The organism is Pseudomonas sp. 43NM1, from assembly GCF_002836905.1.
In the GTDB taxonomy this organism is placed as follows: domain Bacteria; phylum Pseudomonadota; class Gammaproteobacteria; order Pseudomonadales; family Pseudomonadaceae; genus Aquipseudomonas; species Aquipseudomonas prosekii.
The window spans coordinates 1-21,235 of record NZ_MKGS01000176.1 but is presented as its reverse complement, the minus strand read 5'-3'; the positions used below and the strand labels follow the sequence as shown (position 1 = coordinate 21,235).

The 21,235-nt window shown below is 63.8% G+C and carries 2 protein-coding genes (1 of these 2 cut by a window edge); both read right to left on the bottom strand.

Annotated features, from left to right (window positions below):
- Window positions 1-9,725: the 5' portion of a non-ribosomal peptide synthetase gene (locus BI292_RS22675; RefSeq protein ID WP_101209246.1), read on the bottom strand. The gene continues 3,853 nt to the left of window position 1, outside the view; the window shows 9,725 of its 13,578 coding nt (coding positions 1-9,725); the start codon lies at window positions 9,723-9,725; its stop codon lies off the left edge, out of view.
- The coding region (locus BI292_RS22670) for a non-ribosomal peptide synthetase (protein ID WP_101209245.1) at window positions 9,725-21,235 on the bottom strand (11,511 nt) is incomplete at its 5' end. The genes BI292_RS22675 and BI292_RS22670, both read right to left, overlap by 1 nt.

Sequence of the window (21,235 nt, the reverse complement as noted above, 5' to 3'; positions counted from 1 at the left end):
TTCGGGCGGCCGGTTGAGCCGGAAGTGAACATCACGTAGGCAAGGTTCTGCGCACTGCAACGCACCGGCAGATTGTCGTCCTGCTGTGGCAACGTCAGATGATCGAGGCTGAGCAGCGTGACGTTTTGCGTGGTCGGCAGCGCGGCTTGCAAATGGCTTTGGGTCAGCAACACACGCAGCCCGCTGTCCTCGATCATTGCCCCGAGGCGCTCGGCCGGGTATTCCGGGTCCAGCGGAACGTACGCGCCACCCGCCTTGAGCACCGCCAACAGGCTGACGATCATGTGCGGCGAACGCTCGACGGCGATCCCCACCAGCACATCCGGGCCGACGCCGTGCTGCACCAGCAACCGTGCCAATTGGTTGGCCCGGCCGTTGAGTTCGGCGTAGCTCAAACGCTGCTGGTTGTAGATCAGCGCCAGCGCATCCGGGGTCTTTTGCACCTGTTGTTCGAACAACTGCTGCACACAATGCTCGTCATCCGGTTGCGCCAGCACGTCGCGCAGGGCCACCGGCACCAGGGTCAACTCACCGAGGCAACGCTCGGCGCCGGCCTCGACCATTTGCAGCAACAGCTGGTCGAGGCACGTCGCCAGTTGCGCAATCACCGCGCCATCGAACTGCTGGCGGTTGTAACTGAACTGCAGCGACAGTTGCTCGCCGAGCATCACCGACAGCGTCAGTGGGTAGTTGGTCTGTTCGACATTCGTCACTTCGCCGAAGCGCAGGTCATGCGCTGCGCCCTGCTGCAAGGCTTCGGCTATCGGGTAGTTTTCGAACACCAGAATATTGTCGAACAGCGCTTCCCCGCCCTGCCCGGCCCAGCGCTGAATGTCGAACAGCGGCGTATGTTCCTGCTCGCGCAGCAACAGGTTCTGCGCCTGCACTTGCTGCAACCACTGGTGCAACGGCTGCTCGGCACGCGGGCTGGCGATCACCGGCAAGGTGTTGATGAACAGACCGATCTGCTGCTCGACGCCATTCAGTTGCGCCGGACGCCCGGACACCGTGGCACCGAAACTCACCGTGTCCTGCCCGGTGCAGCGCTGCAACAACAGCAGCCAGGCGGCTTGCACCAAGGTGTTGGCGGTGACTTTTTGCGCTCTGGAAAACTGATTGAGACGGGCGGTGCGCGCGGCGTCGAGGTTGAGGAAATGCTCGCCTTGGCCGAGCTGATCCTTGGCGCTGCACAGCAGGGACTTGGCGAGGAACGTCGGCTCGTCGAAGTGGGCCAGTTGGCCCTTCCAGAACGCCTCGCTGACCTGCGCATCCTGGCGCGACAGCCACTCGATGTAGTCGCGATAGCGCCCGCAGCCAAGTGTCGGGGCGTTGCCGTTGTAGCGTTGCAGCACATCGCCGAGCAACTGCGAATTGCTCCAGCCGTCCATCAGGATGTGATGGCTGGTGTAGATCAGGTGATAGCGCTCGGCGCTGACCTGCACCAGCACCAGCCGCAGCAACGGCGCGGTTTGCAGATCAAAACCCTGCTCGCGTTGGGCGTTCGCCAACGCGCTCAGCGCTTGTGGCAGATCGCTGCGCGAGCGCCAGTCGGGCACGCTGAACGGCACGCGCAAGGTTTTGTGGATCACTTGCAGCGGACGCTGCAATTCAGCGTCCCAGCGGAAACTGCTGCGTAGCACATCATGGGCATCCATCGCCGCTTGCCAGGCTTGCTGGAAGCGCTCGACCTGCAGCCCATCGACGTCCACGCACAGTTGATTGATGTAGTCGCCACCCTGTTGTTCGTAAAGGGTGTGGAACAACATGCCCTGCTGCATCGGTGACAGCGGATAAAGGTCTTCGACCTGGCTCGGATTCAACGCCAGACCGTCGAGTTGCACTTGGCTCAGGCCGGCCAACGGGAAGTCGGACGGGGTCAGGCCCTGATGCGCAGATTGGCAACAGTGCTCGATCAAACACTCGAGTTCGCGGGCGTAGGCCTGGGCCAAGCGCTCGATGGTCGCCTCGTCGAACATCTGCCCGCTGAACGTCCAGCCGATGTTCAATTCACCGGCAAACACCCGACCGTTCAGGGTCAACCAGTTATCCAGCGGGGCCAGCGGGCTCTGCTGAGTGCCGGAGGCTTCGCTGGCCGGGGTGAACAACGCGGCGGATTCTTCGCCGAACGCGGCGTCAAACTGGCCGAGGTAGTTGAAGGTGATGCGCGGCACTGGCAGCTCTTTGAGCGCCTGGCGGGTGGCGTCGTTGCCGAGGTAGCGCAACGCGCCGAAACCGAGGCCTTTGTCGGGGATCGCGCGCAGTTGTTCCTTGATCGCTTTGATCGATGCACCTGGCTCGGTTGCAGCCGTCAGGCGCACCGGGAACAGGCTGGTGAACCAGCCGACGCTGCGGCTCAGATCAATCTCGTCGAACAGCGCCTCGCGGCCATGGCCCTCAAGCTGAATCAGCGTCGAGGTATCGCCGGTCCAGTCACCGATCACCCGCGCCAGCGCGGTCAGCAGCAGGTCATTGATCTGCGTGCGGTAGGCCGCCGGCGCTTCTTGCAGCAGCTTGCGCGTTTGTTCCTTGTCGAGTCGGGTTTGCACCTGTTGCGCATGCCGATTGTGCAGTTCGCCGTGCGGGCGGTCGCACGGCAGATCTTGTCGCGCGCCCTGCAATTGCGTGGTCCACAAGGCCAACTGAGCCTGCATCGGCGCACCGTCGGCATGCGCCTGCAAACGCCGCGCCCACGCTTGGGTGGCGCTGGTCTTGGCCGGCAGTTTCAGCGCTTGGCCGGCGTGCAATTGCTCGTAAGCCTGTTGCAGGTCTTCGAGCAGAATGCGCCACGAAACGCCGTCCACCACCAAGTGATGGATCACCAGCAACAAGCGCTGGCGGCCATCGGCGAGGTTCGCCAGCACCGCGCGCATCAGCGGGCCTTGGGACAGGTCGAGGCTGCGCTGCGCTTGCTCGGCGAGCGCTTGCAGTGCGGCGTCATCCGCCACGTCGGCCTGCCACAACAACGACGGCTGACGCTGTTGTTCGGCCAGCGAACGATGGTTGGCGACCCAGGCATCGCCCTGCCGCGTGAACGTCAGGCGCAACGCGTCATGATGCGTGACCAGCGCCAGCAAGGCCTGCTCCAGATGCCCGGCGTGCAATGGCGCGGCGGCTTTGAGCAGCACCGACTGGTTCCAGTGATGCGCCTCGGCGAGGTCGCGTTCGAAGAACAATTGCTGGAATGGCAACAGCGGCGTGTCGCCGGTCACCGGGCCTTGATCGATGCTCAACGCATCTTCGCCGAGCGTGGCCACCGCAGCGAGGCTTTGCACGGTCTGGTGCAGGAACAGGTCTTTGGGGCTGAAATGAATCCCGGCCTGACGCGCGCGGCTGACCACTTGAATCGAGATGATCGAATCACCGCCCAACTCGAAGAAGTTGTCGCTGATCCCCACCGGCGTGCGCCCGAGCACGCTTTGCCAGATCTCGACCAAGGTGTGCTCGGTGGCGTTGCTCGGCGCGCTGTAAGCATGGCTGCTGACGCTGGTGTCTGCCTTCGGCAAGGCCTTGCGCTCGAGTTTGCCGTTGGGGCTGACCGGCATTTTTTCCAGCCACAACCAGTGCTGCGGCACCATGTATTCCGGCAGGCTCTGGCTCAGGTGCGCTTTCAATTGCTGCTGCACGGCGTGACGAGTTGCCTCGTCGGCGCTCAGCAGAGCCGCGCGCTGTGGCACCAGGTAAGCCACCAGCAGCGTGCCGTCCTGGGCGATGACCACGGTTTCGCGGACTTCGTCGTGCTCGGCAAGCCGCGCTTCAATTTCGCCCAGTTCAATGCGCAAGCCACGGATTTTCACCTGATGGTCGATGCGCCCGGCGTATTCGATGACGCCGTCGGCGCGATAGCGGGCCAGGTCGCCGGTGCGGTACAGGCGCTGGCCGCTGCCGAACGGACTGGTGACAAAACGCTCGGCGGTCAACGACGCGCGACGATGGTAGCCACGGGCCAGGCCTTCGCCGCCGAGGTACAGCTCACCGGTCACCCCGACCGGCAGCGGCGCCAGCTCGGCGTCGAGAATGTAGGTGCCGACGTTGGCAATCGGCTGGCCGATCGGTACCACGTCATGCCCTTCATCCATGCACGTCCAGTGGGTCACGTCGATCGCCGCTTCGGTCGGCCCGTAAAGGTTGTAGAGCCCGGCGTTCGGCAACTTGGCGAACACCTGTTGCTGGGCGTCGACTTGCAGCGCTTCGCCACTGCAAATGATGCGGGTCAGGCTGGTGCACGCAGTGACTGCCGGGTCCTGGACGAACACCTGCAACATCGACGGCACGAAATGCAGCGTGGTGATCTGTTGCGCGCTGATCAGTTCGATCAGTTGCGCCGGATCGCGATGCGCACCGGGCGCCGCGACGACCAGGGTCGCGCCGGTCAGCAGTGGCCAGAAAAATTCCCAGACCGACACGTCGAAACTGAACGGGGTCTTTTGCAAAACCTTGTCCGCGCCATCGAGCTGATACGCCTGCTGCATCCAGCACAGCCGGTTGACCAGCGCCGAATGGCGGTTGGCCGCGCCTTTCGGTTTGCCGGTGGAACCGGAGGTGTAAATCACGTAGGCGAGGTTTTCGCCGTGCAGTGACGGCTGTGGATTAGCGTCACTGCGCGCGTCCAGCCAGTCGTCGTGCTGATCCAGCACCAGGCTGCGAATGCCCGGCGGAATCGGCAACTGCCCGAGCAAGCGGTTTTGCGTCAACAGCAGCTCGATGCCGCTGTCTTCAAACATGTAAGCGAGGCGTTCCGACGGGTATTCCGGGTCCAGCGGCACGTAGGCACCACCGGCCTTGAGAATCGCCAGCAGGCCGATGACCATTTCCACCGAGCGCTCGACCGCGATGCCCACCAAAACGTCGGGGCCGACGCCCTGCTCGATCAACAGATGCGCCAACTGGTTGGCCCGCGCGTTGAGTTCGGCGTAGCTCAAGCGCTGCTCGGCGAACACCAGCGCGCAGGCGTTCGGGGTTTTCCCGACCTGCTCCTCGATCAGCTTGTGGACCGGGCGCTGCAACGGGTAGTCGGCCGCCGTGGTATTCCAGTCCTGGATGATGTGTTGGCGTTCGTGCTGATCCAGCAGCGCCAGTTGCGCCACCGGACGATTGACGTCTGCCACCAGCTCGCGCAACAGGTTCACCCAGTGCCGGCCCATGCGCTCGATGCTCGCCGGCGCGAACAAATCCGTGGCGAAGGTCAGCGCGGCGTGCAGGCCCTGCGGGTTGTCGCTGGTATCGAGGCTCAGGTCGAACTGCGCGTTGCGGTGTGCCCAACTGAGGTGTTCCAGTTCGAGGCCGGGCAATGCCGCCGCCAGTGTCGATTCGGCTTCACTGCGGTGGTTGAACATGGCTTGGAACAATGGGCTGTGGCTGAGGTTGCGCTGCACTTGCAAGGCATCGACCAATTGCTCGAACGGCAGGTCCTGATTCATCTGCGCCGCCATCGCCGTTTGCTTGACCCGTTGCAGCAATTGCGCCGCGCTCAGCGTTTCGTCGAATTCGGCACGCAACACTTGGGTGTTGACGAAGAAGCCGATCAGACGCTCGGTTTCCAGGCGATTGCGGTTGGCAATCGGCACGCCGACGCGGATGTCGGCCTGGCCGCTGTAGCGATGCAGAAGCATCTGGAACGAGCCCAGCAGCAGCATGAACAGCGTGACGTTTTCGCGACGGGCCAAGGCTTTCAGTTCGGCGCTCAGCGTAGCGTCGATCGCCACTGGCAGGCGCGCACCACGGAAGCTCTGCTGCGCCGGACGCGGATGATCGGTGGGCAATTCCAGCAGCGGTTGTTCGCTGCCCAGTTGCGCGGTCCAGTAACTCAATTGACGGTCGCGCTCGCCGGCTGCCATCCACTCACGCTGCCACACGGCATAGTCGGCGTACTGCACCGGCAGTGCCGGCAGAGTGGCCGCTTGCTGCTGACTGATCGCCGAATACAACGCGAGTAAATCATCGACCATCACTTGCAACGACCAGGCGTCAGACACGATGTGGTGCATCGTCAGCACCAACACATGATCCTGCGCCGCTGTTTGCTCGCCAACCTGCCCGCCGACGTCCAGCAGCACACAACGCACTAAAGCGCCGTCGAGCAGATCGAACGGACGCTGGGTTTCGTTCTCGACAAAGGCTTTGATCCGCGCTTCGTCGGCACCCGCCAGGCGTTGCTCGGTGAAGCTGATACGCCCTTGCGCCTGGATCACTTGCGAGGTTTTGCCGTCGTTTTCGATGAACGTCGTGCGCAGGCTTTCGTGGCGCTCGACCAAAGCCTCGAAACTGCGCTGCAGCGCGGTTTTGTCGAGTGCGCCGCGCAGGCGCAGGGCGGTCGGAATGTTATAGGCGGCGCTGTGCGGGTCGAGTTTCCACAGGAACCATTGCCGCTCCTGGGCAAACGACAGTGCCAGCGGTTGCTCGCGCGAAACCCGGTTGATGACCGGTGGCTGCTGGCTCTGCCCGGCGTCCAGCGCGCGGACGAAATCCTCCAGCACGCTGTGTTCGAACAGGCTGCGCAGCGGCACCTGAATATCCAGCAAGCGACGCACGCGCGACACCACTTGGGTGACCAGCAGCGAGTGGCCGCCGAGTTCGAAGAAGTTGTCGGTCAAACCGACACGCTCAAGCTTGAGCACGTCTTGCCAGATGGCCGCGACGTGCTGCTCGCGCGCACTTTGCGGGGCCACGTAATGCGTCTGCAACTGGCTGACATCGACGGCCGGCAAGGCCTTGCGATTGAGCTTGCCGTTCGGCGTCAGCGGCAGGCGCTCGAGAAACAGCCAGTGCGCCGGCACCATGAATTCCGGCAGGCACGCGCTCACCGCGGCCCGCAGTTCATCGCGCAGGCGCTGTTGCGCGTCTGCGTCAGCAAGGTCCATTTGCGCGGCGACCACGTAGGCCACCAGTTGCTGGCTGCCCAAGGCTTCCTGAGCCAGCACCGCCACTTCGCGCACGCTGGAGTGTTCGAGCAGACGCGCTTCGATTTCGCCGAGCTCGATCCGGAAGCCGCGAATCTTCACTTGATGGTCGATGCGGCCCATGTATTCGAGCACGCCGTCGTGGCGATGGCGCGCGAGGTCGCCGGTGCGGTACAGGCGCGTGCCGTTGCCGAACGGGTCCGGCAGAAAACGCTCGGCGGTCATCGCCGCACGCGCGTGATAACCACGGGCGAGGCCGTCGCCGCCGATCAGCAGTTCGCCGATGCAACCGGCCGGGTTCGGCGCCAGTTCATCGCCAAGGATGTACAGCGTGGTGTTGGCAATCGGCTTGCCGAGGTACGGCTGGCGCTGTTGCTCGGTCAATTGCCAGGCCGCTGACCAAATGGTGGTTTCGGTTGGGCCATAGAGGTTCCACACCTGCCCCGCGAGGCCAAGCATGCGCTGCGCCAGATCATCGGCCAGCGCTTCACCGCCGCAGAAGAATTTGCAGCCGCGCAGAATCGACGCCTGCTCGTGGTCGAGCAACATGCGCCAGGTCGACGGCGTCGCCTGCACCACCGTGACCTGCTGCTGTTCGATCATGCTCAACAGCGCTTGCGGGTCCTGGGCCGTCTGCTTGTCGACCAGCACCACCCGCGCACCGCAGAGCAACGGGCCGTAGATTTCCAGACCGAAAATATCGAACGAGAACGTGGTCAGCGAGAGCATGCGATCGGCGGCCACCAGCCCCGGTTCGCGAACCATGCTGACGACAAAATTGACCAGCCCCTGATGGCGCACCATCACGCCTTTGGGTTTGCCGGTGGAGCCGGAGGTGTAAATCGCGTAGGCGAGGTTTTCGCCATCAATCGCGACGTGCGGATTTGTCTCGCTGTAGCCGCGCGCGTACTCGCCCAGCGGATCAAGCAACAGCGTCTGCACCTCGTGTGGAATCGGCAACTGCTCGAGCAGATGCGTCTGCGTCAGCAGCAATTGCAGGCCGCTGTCCTCGATCATGTGCGCGAGACGGTCTTGCGGATATTGCGGGTCCAGCGGCACATAAGCGCCACCGGCCTTGAGAATTGCCAGCAGCCCGACCAGCATGTCGAGGCTGCGATCAATCGCGATGCCGACCAGTCGATCAGGGCCGACACCGAGCTCGATCAGACGATGGGCCAACTGATTCGCCCGACGGTTGAGCTGCGCATAATCCAGCGCCTGCCCGTCGAACACCAGCGCAGTGGCGTCTGGCGTACGCAGCGCCTGAGCTTCGATCAACTGGTGAATGCAACGGTCGGTCGGGTAGTCGGCGGCACTGCGGTTCCAGTCGACCAGCACGTGCTGTTGCTCGCTGGCGTCGAGCAAGGCCAGTTCGCCGATGCGTTGTTGCGGGTCGGCGACGATGCTCACCAGCAGGTTTTGCCAGTGCCGCGCCAGCCGCTCGATGGTGCCCTGATCGAACAGGTCGGTGGCGTAGGTCAACTGCGCGCCCAGGCCTTCGGCACCGTCGAAGGTTTCCAGGGTCAGGTCGAACTGCGCGGTGCGCGACGGTTGATGCAAGTGGCGAATGCTCAGCGCCGCCGGATCGGCAGCCGGGGCATTGCGCGTGGTGCCGCTGCTCTGGTGGTTGTACATGACCTGGAACAGCGGGCTGTAACTGAGGCTGCGTGCCGGTTGCAACGCTTCGACCAATTGCTCGAACGGCAAGTCCTGGTGCGCCTGAGCGGCCATCGCGGTGGTTTTTACCTGCGACAGCAGCGTGCTGAAACTCGCTTGTGCGTCGAACTCGGTACGCAACACCTGGGTGTTGACGAAGAAGCCGACCAACCGCTCGGTTTCAACGCGGTTGCGGTTGGCTGTCGGCACGCCGACGCGAATGTCGGCCTGACCGCTGTAACGGTGCAACAAGGTCTGGAACGACGCCAGCAACAGCATGAACAGCGTCACGTCCTGAGCTTTGGCCACGGCGCGCAACTGGTCGGCCAGCGACGTTGGCAAGGCCAGTTCGACCCGCGCCCCGCGCAGGCTTTGCACGGCCGGGCGCGGATGATCGGCGGGCAACTCAAGCACCGGATGATCGTTGCCCAACTGAGTTTGCCAGTAACCCAACTGACGTTCGCGCTCGCCGGCCTCCATCCAGTGCCGCTGCCAGATGCCATAGTCGGCGTACTGGATCGACAGCGCCGGCAGTGCCGGAGTCTGGCCCTGACGGTAAGCGCTATAGAGGTGCAGCAGCTCCTCGATCATCACCCGCATCGACCAACCATCCGAAGCGATGTGGTGCTGGGTCAACGTCAACACATGATCCTGCGCGCCGAGGCGCAGCAGGCTCACGCGCAGCAGCGGCCCGTTGATCAGATCGAAGGGTTGCGCGCCCTGCGCGGCAACAAACGCATCGACCTGCGCCGCTTGCGCCAGCGCGGTGCTGCTGCGGTCGAGCTCGTGCACGTTGATCGCCAGCGGCATGTGCGGATGAATCACCTGCACCGCGCGGTCGTCCTGTTGCTGGAACGTGGTGCGCAAGCTCTGATGGCGCTCGATCAACGCATTGAAGCCGCGCTCCAGCGCCGTGACGTCAAGCTCGCCGTGCAACTGCATGGCGCTGGGTATGTTGTAGGCGGCGCTGTCGGGGTCCATCTGCCAGAGAAACCACTGGCGTTCCTGAGCAAAGGACAGCGGCACCGGATCGAACTGCGACTGCGTTTCGGGGATCGGCAGGTTGGCCGGCGAAACGCCTTCTTCGAGCATCTTTTGCAGATACACCCTGCGCTTGTCGAGCGGCAAAGTAATGAAGCGCCGAGCGATCTTCAAAGCGACATTGGTATCCATCAAACTTCCTCCATTTCGTCAAGCAGGGCGTCCAGCTTGCTCAGTTTCAACGTATCGATCTGCTCACCGGCGGTGGCCAGACGGCTGACGAAATCTGTCAGTACAGGGTTCTGGAACAGCAGTTGCGGGGTCAGTTTCAGCCCCAGTTCGAGTTGCAGCCGCGACACCACATTGACCGCCAGCAGCGAGTGGCCGCCGAGCTCGAAGAAGTGGTCATGCAAACCGACGCGCTCCAGGTCCAGCACTTGCTGCCAGATCGCCGCGACCTGCCGCTCAAGTTCGCTGACCGGGGCGACATAACCGCCTTGCAACTGGCTGGCATCCGGCGCTGGCAGCGCCTTGCGGTCGAGTTTGCCGTTGGGCGTCAACGGCAGTTGCGCGATAAACAGCACGTGGGCCGGCACCATGTACTCGGGCAGGCTTTGCTTCAGGCGCGCTTTGAGTGCCTCGCGCAAATCGCGTTGCGCCTCGGCATCGTCCAGCGCCAGTTGCGTGGCGACCACGTAGGCCACCAGTTGCTGACCGCCCTGTGCTTGCAACGCGAGGACCGCGACTTCGCTGACCGCGTCCTGTTGCAGCAGGCGCGCTTCGATTTCACTCAGCTCGATGCGGAAACCGCGAATCTTCACTTGGTGGTCGATGCGCCCGCGATATTCGAGCACGCCGTCGGCCCGATAACGGCACAGGTCGCCAGTGCGATACAGACGCTCGCCGTTGCTGGCGAACGGGTTCGGCACAAACCTCTCGGCGGTCATGCCCGGTCGTGCCAGATAACCGCGCGTGATGCCGGCGCCCGCCAGGTACAGCTCGGCGCTAACGCCCACCGGCACCGGTTGCAGGTCGCCATCGAGCAGGTAACTGGCGGTGTGTTGCAGCGCTCGGCCGATATTCGCGCTGCCGCCCGCCTCGCGCCGGGTCCAGGTCGAATAGGTGGTGTCTTCGGACGGGCCGTACAGGTCGAAAACCTGCTCGATGCTCGCCTGCTCGTAGAGCGCATCCACCAGCGATTGCTTGAGCGGTTCGCCGGCGAGGTTGATGATGCGCACGCTTTCGGGTATCTGCCCGGCACTGTGCAGCGCATTGATCGCCGAAGGCACGGTGTTGATCAGGCGCACTTGATCGCGCGCCGGCAATTGCGGCAGTTCCAGCGCATTGTGGGCGATGATCAGCGAGCCGCCGTTGGCCAACGTGACGAACAGCTCCCACACCGACAGGTCGAAGCACACCGAGGTCGAGGCCAGCACGCCTTGGATGTCGTCGCGGCTGTAGACCGTCTGCGACCAGTCGATCAGCGCCAGCACGTTGCGATGGGCGATCGCCACGCCTTTCGGTTTGCCGGTGGAACCGGAGGTGTAGATCACGTACGCCAGGTTGTCCGCAGTGACGCCGGTAACCGGTGCGGTGTGCGGATACGCCGCCAGTTGCGGGTCGAGCTGATCGATCAACAGCAGCTGCGTGTCGGCGCCGACGGCCAGCGTCGCGGCGACGGCCTGCTCGCTGAGCAGCACCCGCGCGGCGCTGTCTTCGAGCATGTAGGCAACTCGCTCGGCCGGGTATTGCGGGTCCAGCGGCACGTAGGCGCCACCGGCCTTGAGCACCGCGAGCAGGGCGACCAACAAACTGGCGGAACGCTGCATGGCCACGCCGACCCGCACTTCCGGGCCGACCCCCAGCTCGATCAACTTGTGCGCCAGACGATTGGCCCGCGCGTCGAGTTCGGCGTAGGTCAATTGTTGCGCGGCGAAGGTCACCGCCAATGCGTGCGGTTGCGCTGCCACTTGCTGCTCGATCAACTGGTGCACGCACAGGTCCTGAGCAAACCCCTGACCCGTCGGATTCCACGCCAGCAGCACTTGCTGCTGCTCGTTTGCGTCGAGCAATTGCAGTTCATCCAGGCAACGCTCGGCGGCGGTCATCTGGCTCAGCAGATGCTGCAGATGCGCCGCCAGTTGCTCGATGGTCGCCGCGGCAAAACTGCCGCGCTGATAGCTCATGTGCACCGTCAATTGACGGTCCAGGCTGACCAGCACGGTCAACGGGTAATTGGTCTGTTCATGGTTGGCCACCGCGCCAAAGCGCAACCCGTCCGGGGCGCCCTGTTCCAGCGCCTGGGAAATCGGGTAGTTCTCGAACACCATGATGCTGTCGAACAAGGCTTCACCGCCCTGCCCGGCCCAGCGCTGGATGTCGAACAACGCCGTGTGTTCGAACTCGCGCAGCGCCAGGTTCTGCGCCTGCACCGCTTGCAACCAACTGCCGAGCGACTGCTGCGCACGCGGCGTGGCGATCACCGGCAAGGTGTTGATGAACAGGCCGATCTGTTGCTCGACACCCGGCAAGTCAGCCGGCCGCCCGGCGACCGTCGCGCCGAACGCCACGGTGTCTTTGCCGGTGTAGCGTTGCAGCAACAGCAGCCATGCGGCTTGCACCAGCGTGTTGACCGTGACTTTCGAGGCGCGGGCGAACTCGCTCAATCGCAAGGTCTGCTCGGCATCCAGCACCTGAAAGTGATCGGCATAACCTTGATCGTCGGCGTCCGCCGGGCGGGCCATGGCTTGCGCCAGACGCGTCGGTTGCTCGAGGCTGCGCAGTGCCGGCAGCCAGAAGGCTTCGCTGGCGGCGGCGTCCTGACGTTGCAGCCAGTCAATGTAATCGCGATAGCGCCCAGCGTGCACCGGCTGAAATTGGCCGCTGTAACGCTGCAGCACTTCGCCGAGCAATTGCGAGTTGCTCCAGCCGTCCATGAGGATGTGGTGGTTGGTGTAGATCAGGTGATGACGGTTGTCGTCGATGCGCACCAGCACCAGGCGCAACAAGGTCGACGCGTGCAGATCGAGGCGCTGGCGCTCGATGTCCGCGAGGGTTTGCAACGCCTGTTGCTGCTGCGGCTCGGCGCGCAGGTCATGCAAGCTGTACGGCATCTGCGCGTGTTTGCTGACCACCTGCACCGGCGCGTCCAGTTCACCCTGCCAGACGAAGCGCGTGCGCAGAATATCGTGGGCATCCACCGCCGCTTGCCAGGCCTGATGGAAGCGCTCGGGGTCGAGCCCTTCGACGTCCAGACGCATCTGGTTGATGTAGTCGCCGGTGGCTTCTTCGTACACCGCGTGGAACAGCATGCCTTGCTGCATCGGCGACAGTGGATAGACGTCTTCGATCAACTGCGGCGCCAGCGGCAAGTGGTCCAGTTGCGCCTGGCTCAAGCGTGCCAACGGGAAGTCTGATGGCGTCACACCATGTTGCCCGGCCTCGCAGCAATGGCTGATCAGCGCTTGCAGTTCCTGCGCGTAATCGTCGGCCAACTGTTGAATGGTTGCCTCGTTGAACATCTCGCGACTGAAGGTCCAGCCCAGATTCAATTCACCGCCATATACCTGACCGTTGAGTGCCAGATGGTTGGGCAGTGGCGCCTCGGCGTGCAGTTCATCACCGGCCGCTTCGCTGGACGGCACGAACAACGCGCCGTCGCTCTCGGTGAAGCTGCCGTCGAACTGACCGAGGTAGTTGAAGGTCAGGCGCGGCACCGGCAGTTGTCCCAAGGCCTGGCGCGCGGCGGCGTCACCCAGATGCGCCAGCGCACCAAAGCCGATGCCCTTGTTGGGGATCGCGCGCAGTTGTTCCTTGATCTGCTTCAGCGAACCGCCGAGGTCGGCCAGCGGCGTCAGTTTCGCCGGGTAGACGCTGGTGAACCAACCGACAGTGCGGGTCAGGTCCACGCCGTCGAACAGCTCTTCGCGGCCATGCCCTTCGAGCTGGATCAACGTGCTCTCGGCGCCGGTCCAGCGCACCATGACGCGGGCCAATGCAGTCAGGAGCAGGTCGTTGACCTGGGTGCGATACGCCGCCGGAGCGTCTTGCAGCAGTTGCCGGGTCAGGTCTTTGTTCAAACGCGTGCGCCCGGTCAAGGCGTGGCGGTTCTGCTGCCCGCCCTCGGCGTTGTCCGCCGGCAACGCGACCTCGGCGCCTTGCAACTGTTGTTGCCAGTAGGCCAGTTCCTGTTGCAACGGCGCACTGCGCGCATAGGTTTGCAGGTGTTCGGCCCAGACTTTTGCCGCACTGGTTTTGCCCGGCAATTGCAGCGGTTCATCGGCGAGCAGCTGCCGATAAGCGCTTTGCAGGTCGTCAAACAGGATCCGCCACGACACGCCGTCGACCACCAAATGGTGGATCGCCAGCAGCAACCGCTGGCTGCCATCGTCGAGGTTCGCCAACACCGCACGCACCAGCGGCCCGTCTTGCAGGTTGAGGCTGCGTTGCGCTTCATTGGCCACGACTTCCAGCCCGGTCGCGTCGGCGACATCGACCGCCCAGACCAATGCGTCGCCGTGTGGCTCGACTGCGCGGTAGTGCGCCTGCCAGCCCTCGGCCTGCTCGACGAAACTCAGACGCAACCCATCGTGATGCGCCACCAGCGCGCCCACTGCACGTTCCAGCACCGCAGCGTCAAGGTGTTGCGTCGGTTTGAGCATGACCGCCTGATTCCAGTGCTGGCGCTCAGGGATGTTTTGCCCGAAGAACACCTGCTGCACCGGCAGCAGCGGCAGTTCGCCGGTCACCGGGCCTTGATCGATCAGCAGCGCTTGTTCGCCGCGTCGCGCGACGCTGGCCAAGGCCTGAATGGTCTGGTGCTGGAACAAATCTTTGGGGGTGAAACGGATGCCGGCCTGACGCGCGCGGCTGACCACTTGGATCGAGATAATCGAATCGCCGCCGAGCTCGAAGAAGTTATCGCTCAAGCCGACCTGATCGAGTTTCAGCACGTCCTGCCAAATCGTCGCCAGTTGCTGCTCCAGCGCACTTTGTGGCGCGACGTAGGCTTGCTGCAACTGACTGACGTCGGGTTTCGGCAAGTTCTTGCGGTCGAGTTTGCCGTTGGGGGTCAGCGGCAGGCGTTCGAGCAGCAGCAAATAGGCCGGCACCATGTGCGCCGGCAAGGCGCTTTTCAGTTGCTCGCGCAGGCTCTCGGCAAAATCGGCGCGAGCGACATTTTGCGCATCGCTGACCACATAGGCGACCAGACGTTTGCCGCTGCCGGCGGTGCCTTCCTGGGCAACCACCACCGCTTCGCGCACGCCATCCAGCGCTTGCAGGCGCGCTTCGATCTCGCCGAGTTCGATGCGGAAACCACGGATTTTCACTTGGTTATCGATGCGATCCAGATAGTCGAAAGTGCCATCGGCGCGCTGACGCACCAGGTCGCCGGTGCGGTACAGCAGGCCACCGACGTTGCTGAACGGGTCGGCCACAAAGCGTTCTGCGGTCAGCCCCGGACGGTTCAGGTAACCGCGGGCCAGGCCCGTGCCGCCGAGGTACAACTCGCCCGCCATGCCTTGCGGCAACAGGTTGAGGTCGGCGTCGAGCACATAGGCGCTGCGGTCGCCGATGCGGCTGCCGATTGGCGCGTACGCGGCGCCACACGGCTCGGCGCGACCGGCCTTCCAGATCAGCGGCGTGACCACGGTTTCGGTCGGGCCGTAACCGTTGATGATGTAATCCGGGTCGAGGGCGCGCTTGACCCGCTCGAAACTGGCGGCCGGCACGGCGTCGCCACCGAAGCAATAGATCCGCACTTTCGGCGGGTTGCCTTCGCGCTCGGCGTGTTCGGCCAGTTGCTGCAGGTACACCGGCGGAAATGCGACCACGGTGACGCCGTGCTCGCGCATGGCGTTGTAAGTCTGTTCCGGGGTCCACAGGCTGTCATCGCGAATCAGCAGCGAGGCGCCGTGAGTCAGGCTGGTCAGCCAGCGCTCGTGGGCGCCGTCGAAAGCAAACGACATGAAGTGGAATTCGCAGTCGCTGGCGCGCATTTCGTAGCGCTCGCCAATCGCCTGGCAATGCATCGCCAATGGGCCGTGGGCGACGCTGACGCCTTTCGGGTTACCGGTCGAACCGGAGGTGTAAATCACGTAAGCGAGGTTGTGCGGATCGAGCGCCACGGTTGGCGCGGTATCGGGTTGGCCACTGAGGTCGAGGCGGTCGAGTTCCAGCACCGGGGTCGCGCCGTCCAGCGGCAGTTGCGCCGACACGCGCGAATCGCTCAGCAACAGCGCCAGCCCCGAGTCCTGCATCAGATACGCCAGGCGTTCACGCGGGTAGCTGGTGTCCAGCGGCACATAGGCGCCACCGGCCTTGAGCACTGCCAGCAGCGCGACGATCACCCCTTCGCTGCGCGGCAACGCCACGCCGACCCGGGTTTCGGCGCCGACGCCACGGGCGATCAGTGCGTGAGCCAGTTGATTGGCGCGGCGGTCGATCTCGCCATAGCTGAAATGTTCCCCGGCAAAAATCACCGCAGTGCGCTCCGGGGCCTCGGCCGCCCATTGGCCGATGCGCTGGTGTACCGCGAGGTCCAGCGGATACGGCTGGGGGTGATTGTTGGCCAGTTGCACGGCCAATTCCTGCGCACTCGCCAAGGCAATTTCGCCGAGGTTGCGTTGCGCCGATTCGGCAAATTGTTCGAGCAATTGCAGCAACTGCGCGCTGATGCGTTCGATCACCGCCGCGCAGAAATGCGCGCGGTCGAAGCTGTAATGCAGCGCCAGAGTCTGGCCGAGGGTCACGGCGACGCTCAACGGGAAGTGCGTCTGTTCGAGGCTGGTGACTTCACCGAACACCACGCCTTGCTCCGCGCCTTGTTGCAGCGCCTCGGCAATCGGGTAGTTCTCGAACACCAGAATGTTGTCGAACAAGGCCTCGCCACCCTGCCCGGCCCAACGCTGAATATCTGCCAAAGGCGTGTGTTCGAACTCGCGCAGGCTGAGGTTTTGCGCCTGCACCGTTTGCAGCCAGGCCGCCACGCTCTGGTCCGGACGTGGCGTGCCGATCACCGGCAAGGTGTTGATGAACAGCCCGACTTGCTGCTCGATGCCCGGCAAGTCCGCCGGACGCCCCGCCACCGTCGCGCCGAACGCGACCGTCTGGTGACCGGTGTAACGCTGCAACAACAGCAGCCAAGCGGCTTGCACCAAGGTGTTGAGGGTGACTTTCTGCTGTCGGGCAAACGCTTCGAGCGCTTGCGTCTGGCTGGCCGGCAACGTCTGATAATGATCGCCATGACCGCTTTGGCTTTGATTGTCGCTGACCACGCGCGCCAGCCGCGTCGGCTCTTGCAGGGGCGCCAGTTGCTCGGCCCAGAAGTTCTCGCTCAACTGCGCGTCCTGACGTTGCAGCCAACCGATGTAATCGCGATAACGCCCGGCCGCAGCCGCTGGAGCGCGCCCGCGATAGCGCTGCAAGACTTCGCCAAGCAACTGCGAGTTGCTCCAGCCATCCATCAAAATGTGGTGATGGGTGTAAATCAGGTGCCAGCTATCGACAGCGGTTTGCACCAGCACCAGGCGCAGCAACGGCGCCTGGGTCAGGTCAAAACCTTGTTGGCGTTCGGCATCGGCCAGAGTATCGAGGGCGGCGACCTGATCGTCACGGCTGCACCAGTCCAGCGTGGTAAACGGCAATTGCACCTGTTTATGCACGATCTGCAGTGGTTCTTCGAGCTCGCCCTGCCAGACAAAACCGCTGCGCAGGATGTCTTGGGCATCGACGGTGGACTGCCACGCCGCGCGGAAACGCTCGGGATCCAGCCCTTGCACATCGACGCGCAACTGGTTGACGTACTCGCCCGCCGCTTGCTCGTACAGCGTGTGGAACAGCAAGCCCTGTTGCATCGGTGACAGCGGGTAAAGGTCGTCGAGCAGCCCGACGTGCACCGGCAGCGCATCGATTTGCGCCTGGCTGATGCGCGCCAACGGGAAGTCCGACGGCGTCGCGTGTGGCGCCGGCAGCGTGCTGCAGTGTTCGATCAGCTCGCGCAGCTCGGCGCCGAAGTTGTCAGCCAGTTGCTGCACCGTCGCCCGGTCAAACATCTCGTGGCTGAAACCCCAGCTCATTGCCAGTTCGCCGCCATAGACCTGGCCTTCCACGGTCAACCAGTTAGCCAGCGGCGCGTTTGGGTCCTGAGCCTGGCCGCTGCCCTCGGTGGACGGCACAAACAGTGATGCTTGGTCGAACTGACGATCAAACTGCCCGAGGTAATTGAAGGTGATCCGTGGCGGCGTCAGTGCCGCGAGTTGCTCGCGCTGCGCCGGTTCGCCGAGGTGGCGCAACACGCCGTAACCCAGGCCTTTGCCCGGTACGGCGCGCAGTTGTTCCTTGACCGTTTTGATCGAATCCGCCAGCGTCGCCGCCGGTTGCAGGCGCACCGGGAACAGGCTGGTGAACCAGCCCACGGTGCGGGTCAGGTCGAGTTCATCAAACAGATCTTCGCGACCATGACCTTCGAGTTGAATCAGCGCCGCCGGTTGAGCGCTCCATTGCCAGAGCACCCGCGCCAGCGCCGTCAACAGCAAGTCGTTGACTTGCGTGCGGTATGCCGCCGGTGCGCTTTGCAGCAGTTGGCGGGTCAGTTCACGGTCCAGCCGCCACTCGATTTTCTCCCCGAAGCGGTTGTCCAGACGACCGTCGGCGCGATCACGCGGCAGTTGCTGTTCGCTGGTTTGCTGCTGCCAATAAACCATTTCTTCGTTGAGCATTGGCGCGTGCTGCTGCAAGCGTTCGGCCCAGGCTTGATAGGTGCTGGTTTTGCTCGGCAGGACAATCGCGCCGCCACTTTGCAGCTGCGTGTAAGCCTGCTGCAAATCTTCGAGCAACAGCCGCCACGACACGCCATCGACGGCCAGGTGATGGATCACCAGCAACAGCCGTTGCGCGCCATTCGCCAGGGTCACCAACATCGCTCGCAGCAGCGGACCGTCAGTCAGATCGAGGCTGCGCTGGGCTTCGTTGCACAACGCGAGCAGCGCGGCCTCGCTGTCGGCCTGACGCTGCCAAAGTGCACATTCGCGCACTTCGCCAGCATAGTGTTGCTGCCAGCCTTGCGCGCTTTCGACGAAACGCAGGCGCAGCGCATCGTGGTGATTGCACAAACGCGTCAACGCGGTTTGCAGCCACTCGGCTTGCAGCGGTTCGCGTGGTGCCAGCAGCAACGACTGGTTCCAGTGGCCGCGTGCGTTCATCGGTTGCGCAAAGAAATATTCCTGCACCGGCGTCAGCAGCACGTTGCCGCTGGCCGGGCCTTGATCGATGCTGCTCTGCTCCGCGACCGTCGCCACCAGCGCCAGGCTGCGCACGGTTTGATACTGGAACAAGTCGCGCGGGCTGAGGCGGATGCCGGCCTGACGCGCACGGCTGACGACCTGGATCGAAATGATCGAGTCGCCGCCCAATTCGAAGAAGTTGTCCTCCAGGCCAATACGCGCGACACCGAGCACGTCCTGCCAGATCGCCGCGAGGGCTTTTTGCAGCGCGTCCTGCGGTTCGACAAAGGCTTGCTGCACCGCTGCTTCCGGCTCGGGTAAGGCCTTGCGATCAAGTTTGCCGTTGGCCGTCACCGGCAGTTTGACCAGCGGCATCAGGTGCGTCGGCACCATGTATTCCGGCAGACTGCCGAGCAGCCAGGCTTTCAACGTTTGCGGCCATTGTGCATCCGGTTCAGCGTCGTCGAGCACCAGATAGCCGACCAGATGTTTGCCGCCCTGCACCAGCACCACCGCCTCACGCACCAGCGGGTGCTGCATCAGGCGGGTTTCAATCTCGCCCAACTCGATGCGCAAACCGCGCAGTTTGACTTGGTGATCGAGACGCCCGAGGTATTCGATAACCCCGTCGGCGCGTTGGCGTACGCGGTCGCCGGTGCGGTACAGGCGCGCACCGTCATGGAACGGGCACGGCACAAAACGCTCGGCGGTCAGCCCCGGACGACGATGGTAACTGCGCGCCAGACCGGCGCCACCGAGGTACAACTCACCGGCGACACCCGCCGGCACCGGCAGCATCTGGGCATCCAGCACGTGGGTGCGCAGGTTGGCAATCGGCTGGCCGATCGGCACGCTGTCGGCGCCTTCATCGACGCAGGTCCAGTGAGTAACGTCGATGGCGGCTTCGGTCGGGCCGTACAAGTTATACAAACCGGCGTTCGGCAGTTTGGCGAACACTTGCAATTGCGCATCCAGCGGCAATGCTTCACCACTGCAGACGATCCGCTTGAGGCTGGTGCAGGCTTGCACGCCCGGCTCATGGATGAATGCCTGGAGCATCGACGGCACAAAGTGCAACGTGCTGATGCGGTGGCGCTCGATGGTTTCGATCAAGCGCGCCGGCTCGCGGTGCTCACCCGGCGCCGCCACCACCAGGCGGGCGCCGGTCATCAGCGGCCAGAAAAACTCCCACACCGACACGTCGAAACTGAACGGGGTTTTCTGCAACACCGCGTCGCTGTCATCCAGGCCATAGGCTTGCTGCATCCAGCACAAACGGTTGACCAGCGCCGCGTGGCTGTTGCCGGCACCTTTGGGTTTGCCGGTGGAGCCGGAGGTGTAAATCACATACGCCAGGTTCTGGCTGTGCAGCGCCACCGGCAGGCGTTCGACGCTGTAGCGATCCAGCCAATCGGCCGGCTGATCAAGGGTGATGACCGCCACGCCGGCCGTCGGCAAGCGCTGCAACAGCGAAGTCTGGGTCAGCAACAGCGCAATCGCGCTGTCTTCGATCATGTACGCCAGGCGTTCCTGCGGATATTCCGGGTCCAGCGGCACATAGGCGCCACCTGCCTTGAGAATCGCCAGCAGGCCGACGACCATTTCAATCGAGCGCTCAACGGCAATCCCCACCAGCACATCCGCGCCGACGCCGTGCTCGCGCAACAGCTGCGCCAGTTGATTGGCCCTGGCGTCCAGTTGCGCATAGCTCAACGTTTGCTCGCCGAACACCAGCGCCGTCGCTTCGGGGCTGCGCGTTGCCTGAGCTTCGATCAACCGATGCAGGCATTGCTCGCGCGGATAGTCCTGCGCCGTGGCGTTCCAGTCGTGGACCAGCGTCTGCTGCTCGGCCGCGTCCAGCAGCGGCAATTCGCCGACACGCTGGGTGGCATCGGCGACCATCGCCTGCAACAGGCGCGTCCAGTGCCGGGCCATGCGCGCGATGGTCGCGGCGTCGAACAGGTCGTTGGCGTAGGTCAGCGCCGCGTGCAGTTTGCCGGCCTTTTCCCAGGTATCCAGCGTCAGGTCGAACTGCGTCGTGCGGCCCTGCCAGTCGATCATGCCCAATTCCAGGCCCGAGGCCGTGGTCACCGTGCTGATGTCGGCGACTTGCGGCTGGTGGTTGTACATCACCTGGAACAGCGGCGTATGGCTGAGGCTGCGTTCCAGTTTCAGCGCTTCGACCAGACGCTCGAACGGCAAATCCTGATGCGCCTGGGCGCCGAGCGCGGTTTCCTTGATGCGGCTGAACAGGTCACTGACGCGGGTCTGGCCGTCCAGTTGGGTGCGCAGCACCTGGGTGTTGACGAAGAAGCCGATCAGGCCTTCGGTTTCACCGCGGTTGCGGTTGGCGATGGGCACGCCGACGCGGATGTCGGTCTGCCCGGTGTAGCGGTGCAGCAGCGCGTTGAAGGCGCCGAGCAGCAGCATGAACAAAGTGATGTTGTGCTTCTGCGCGGTGGCGCGCAGTTGTTCGGC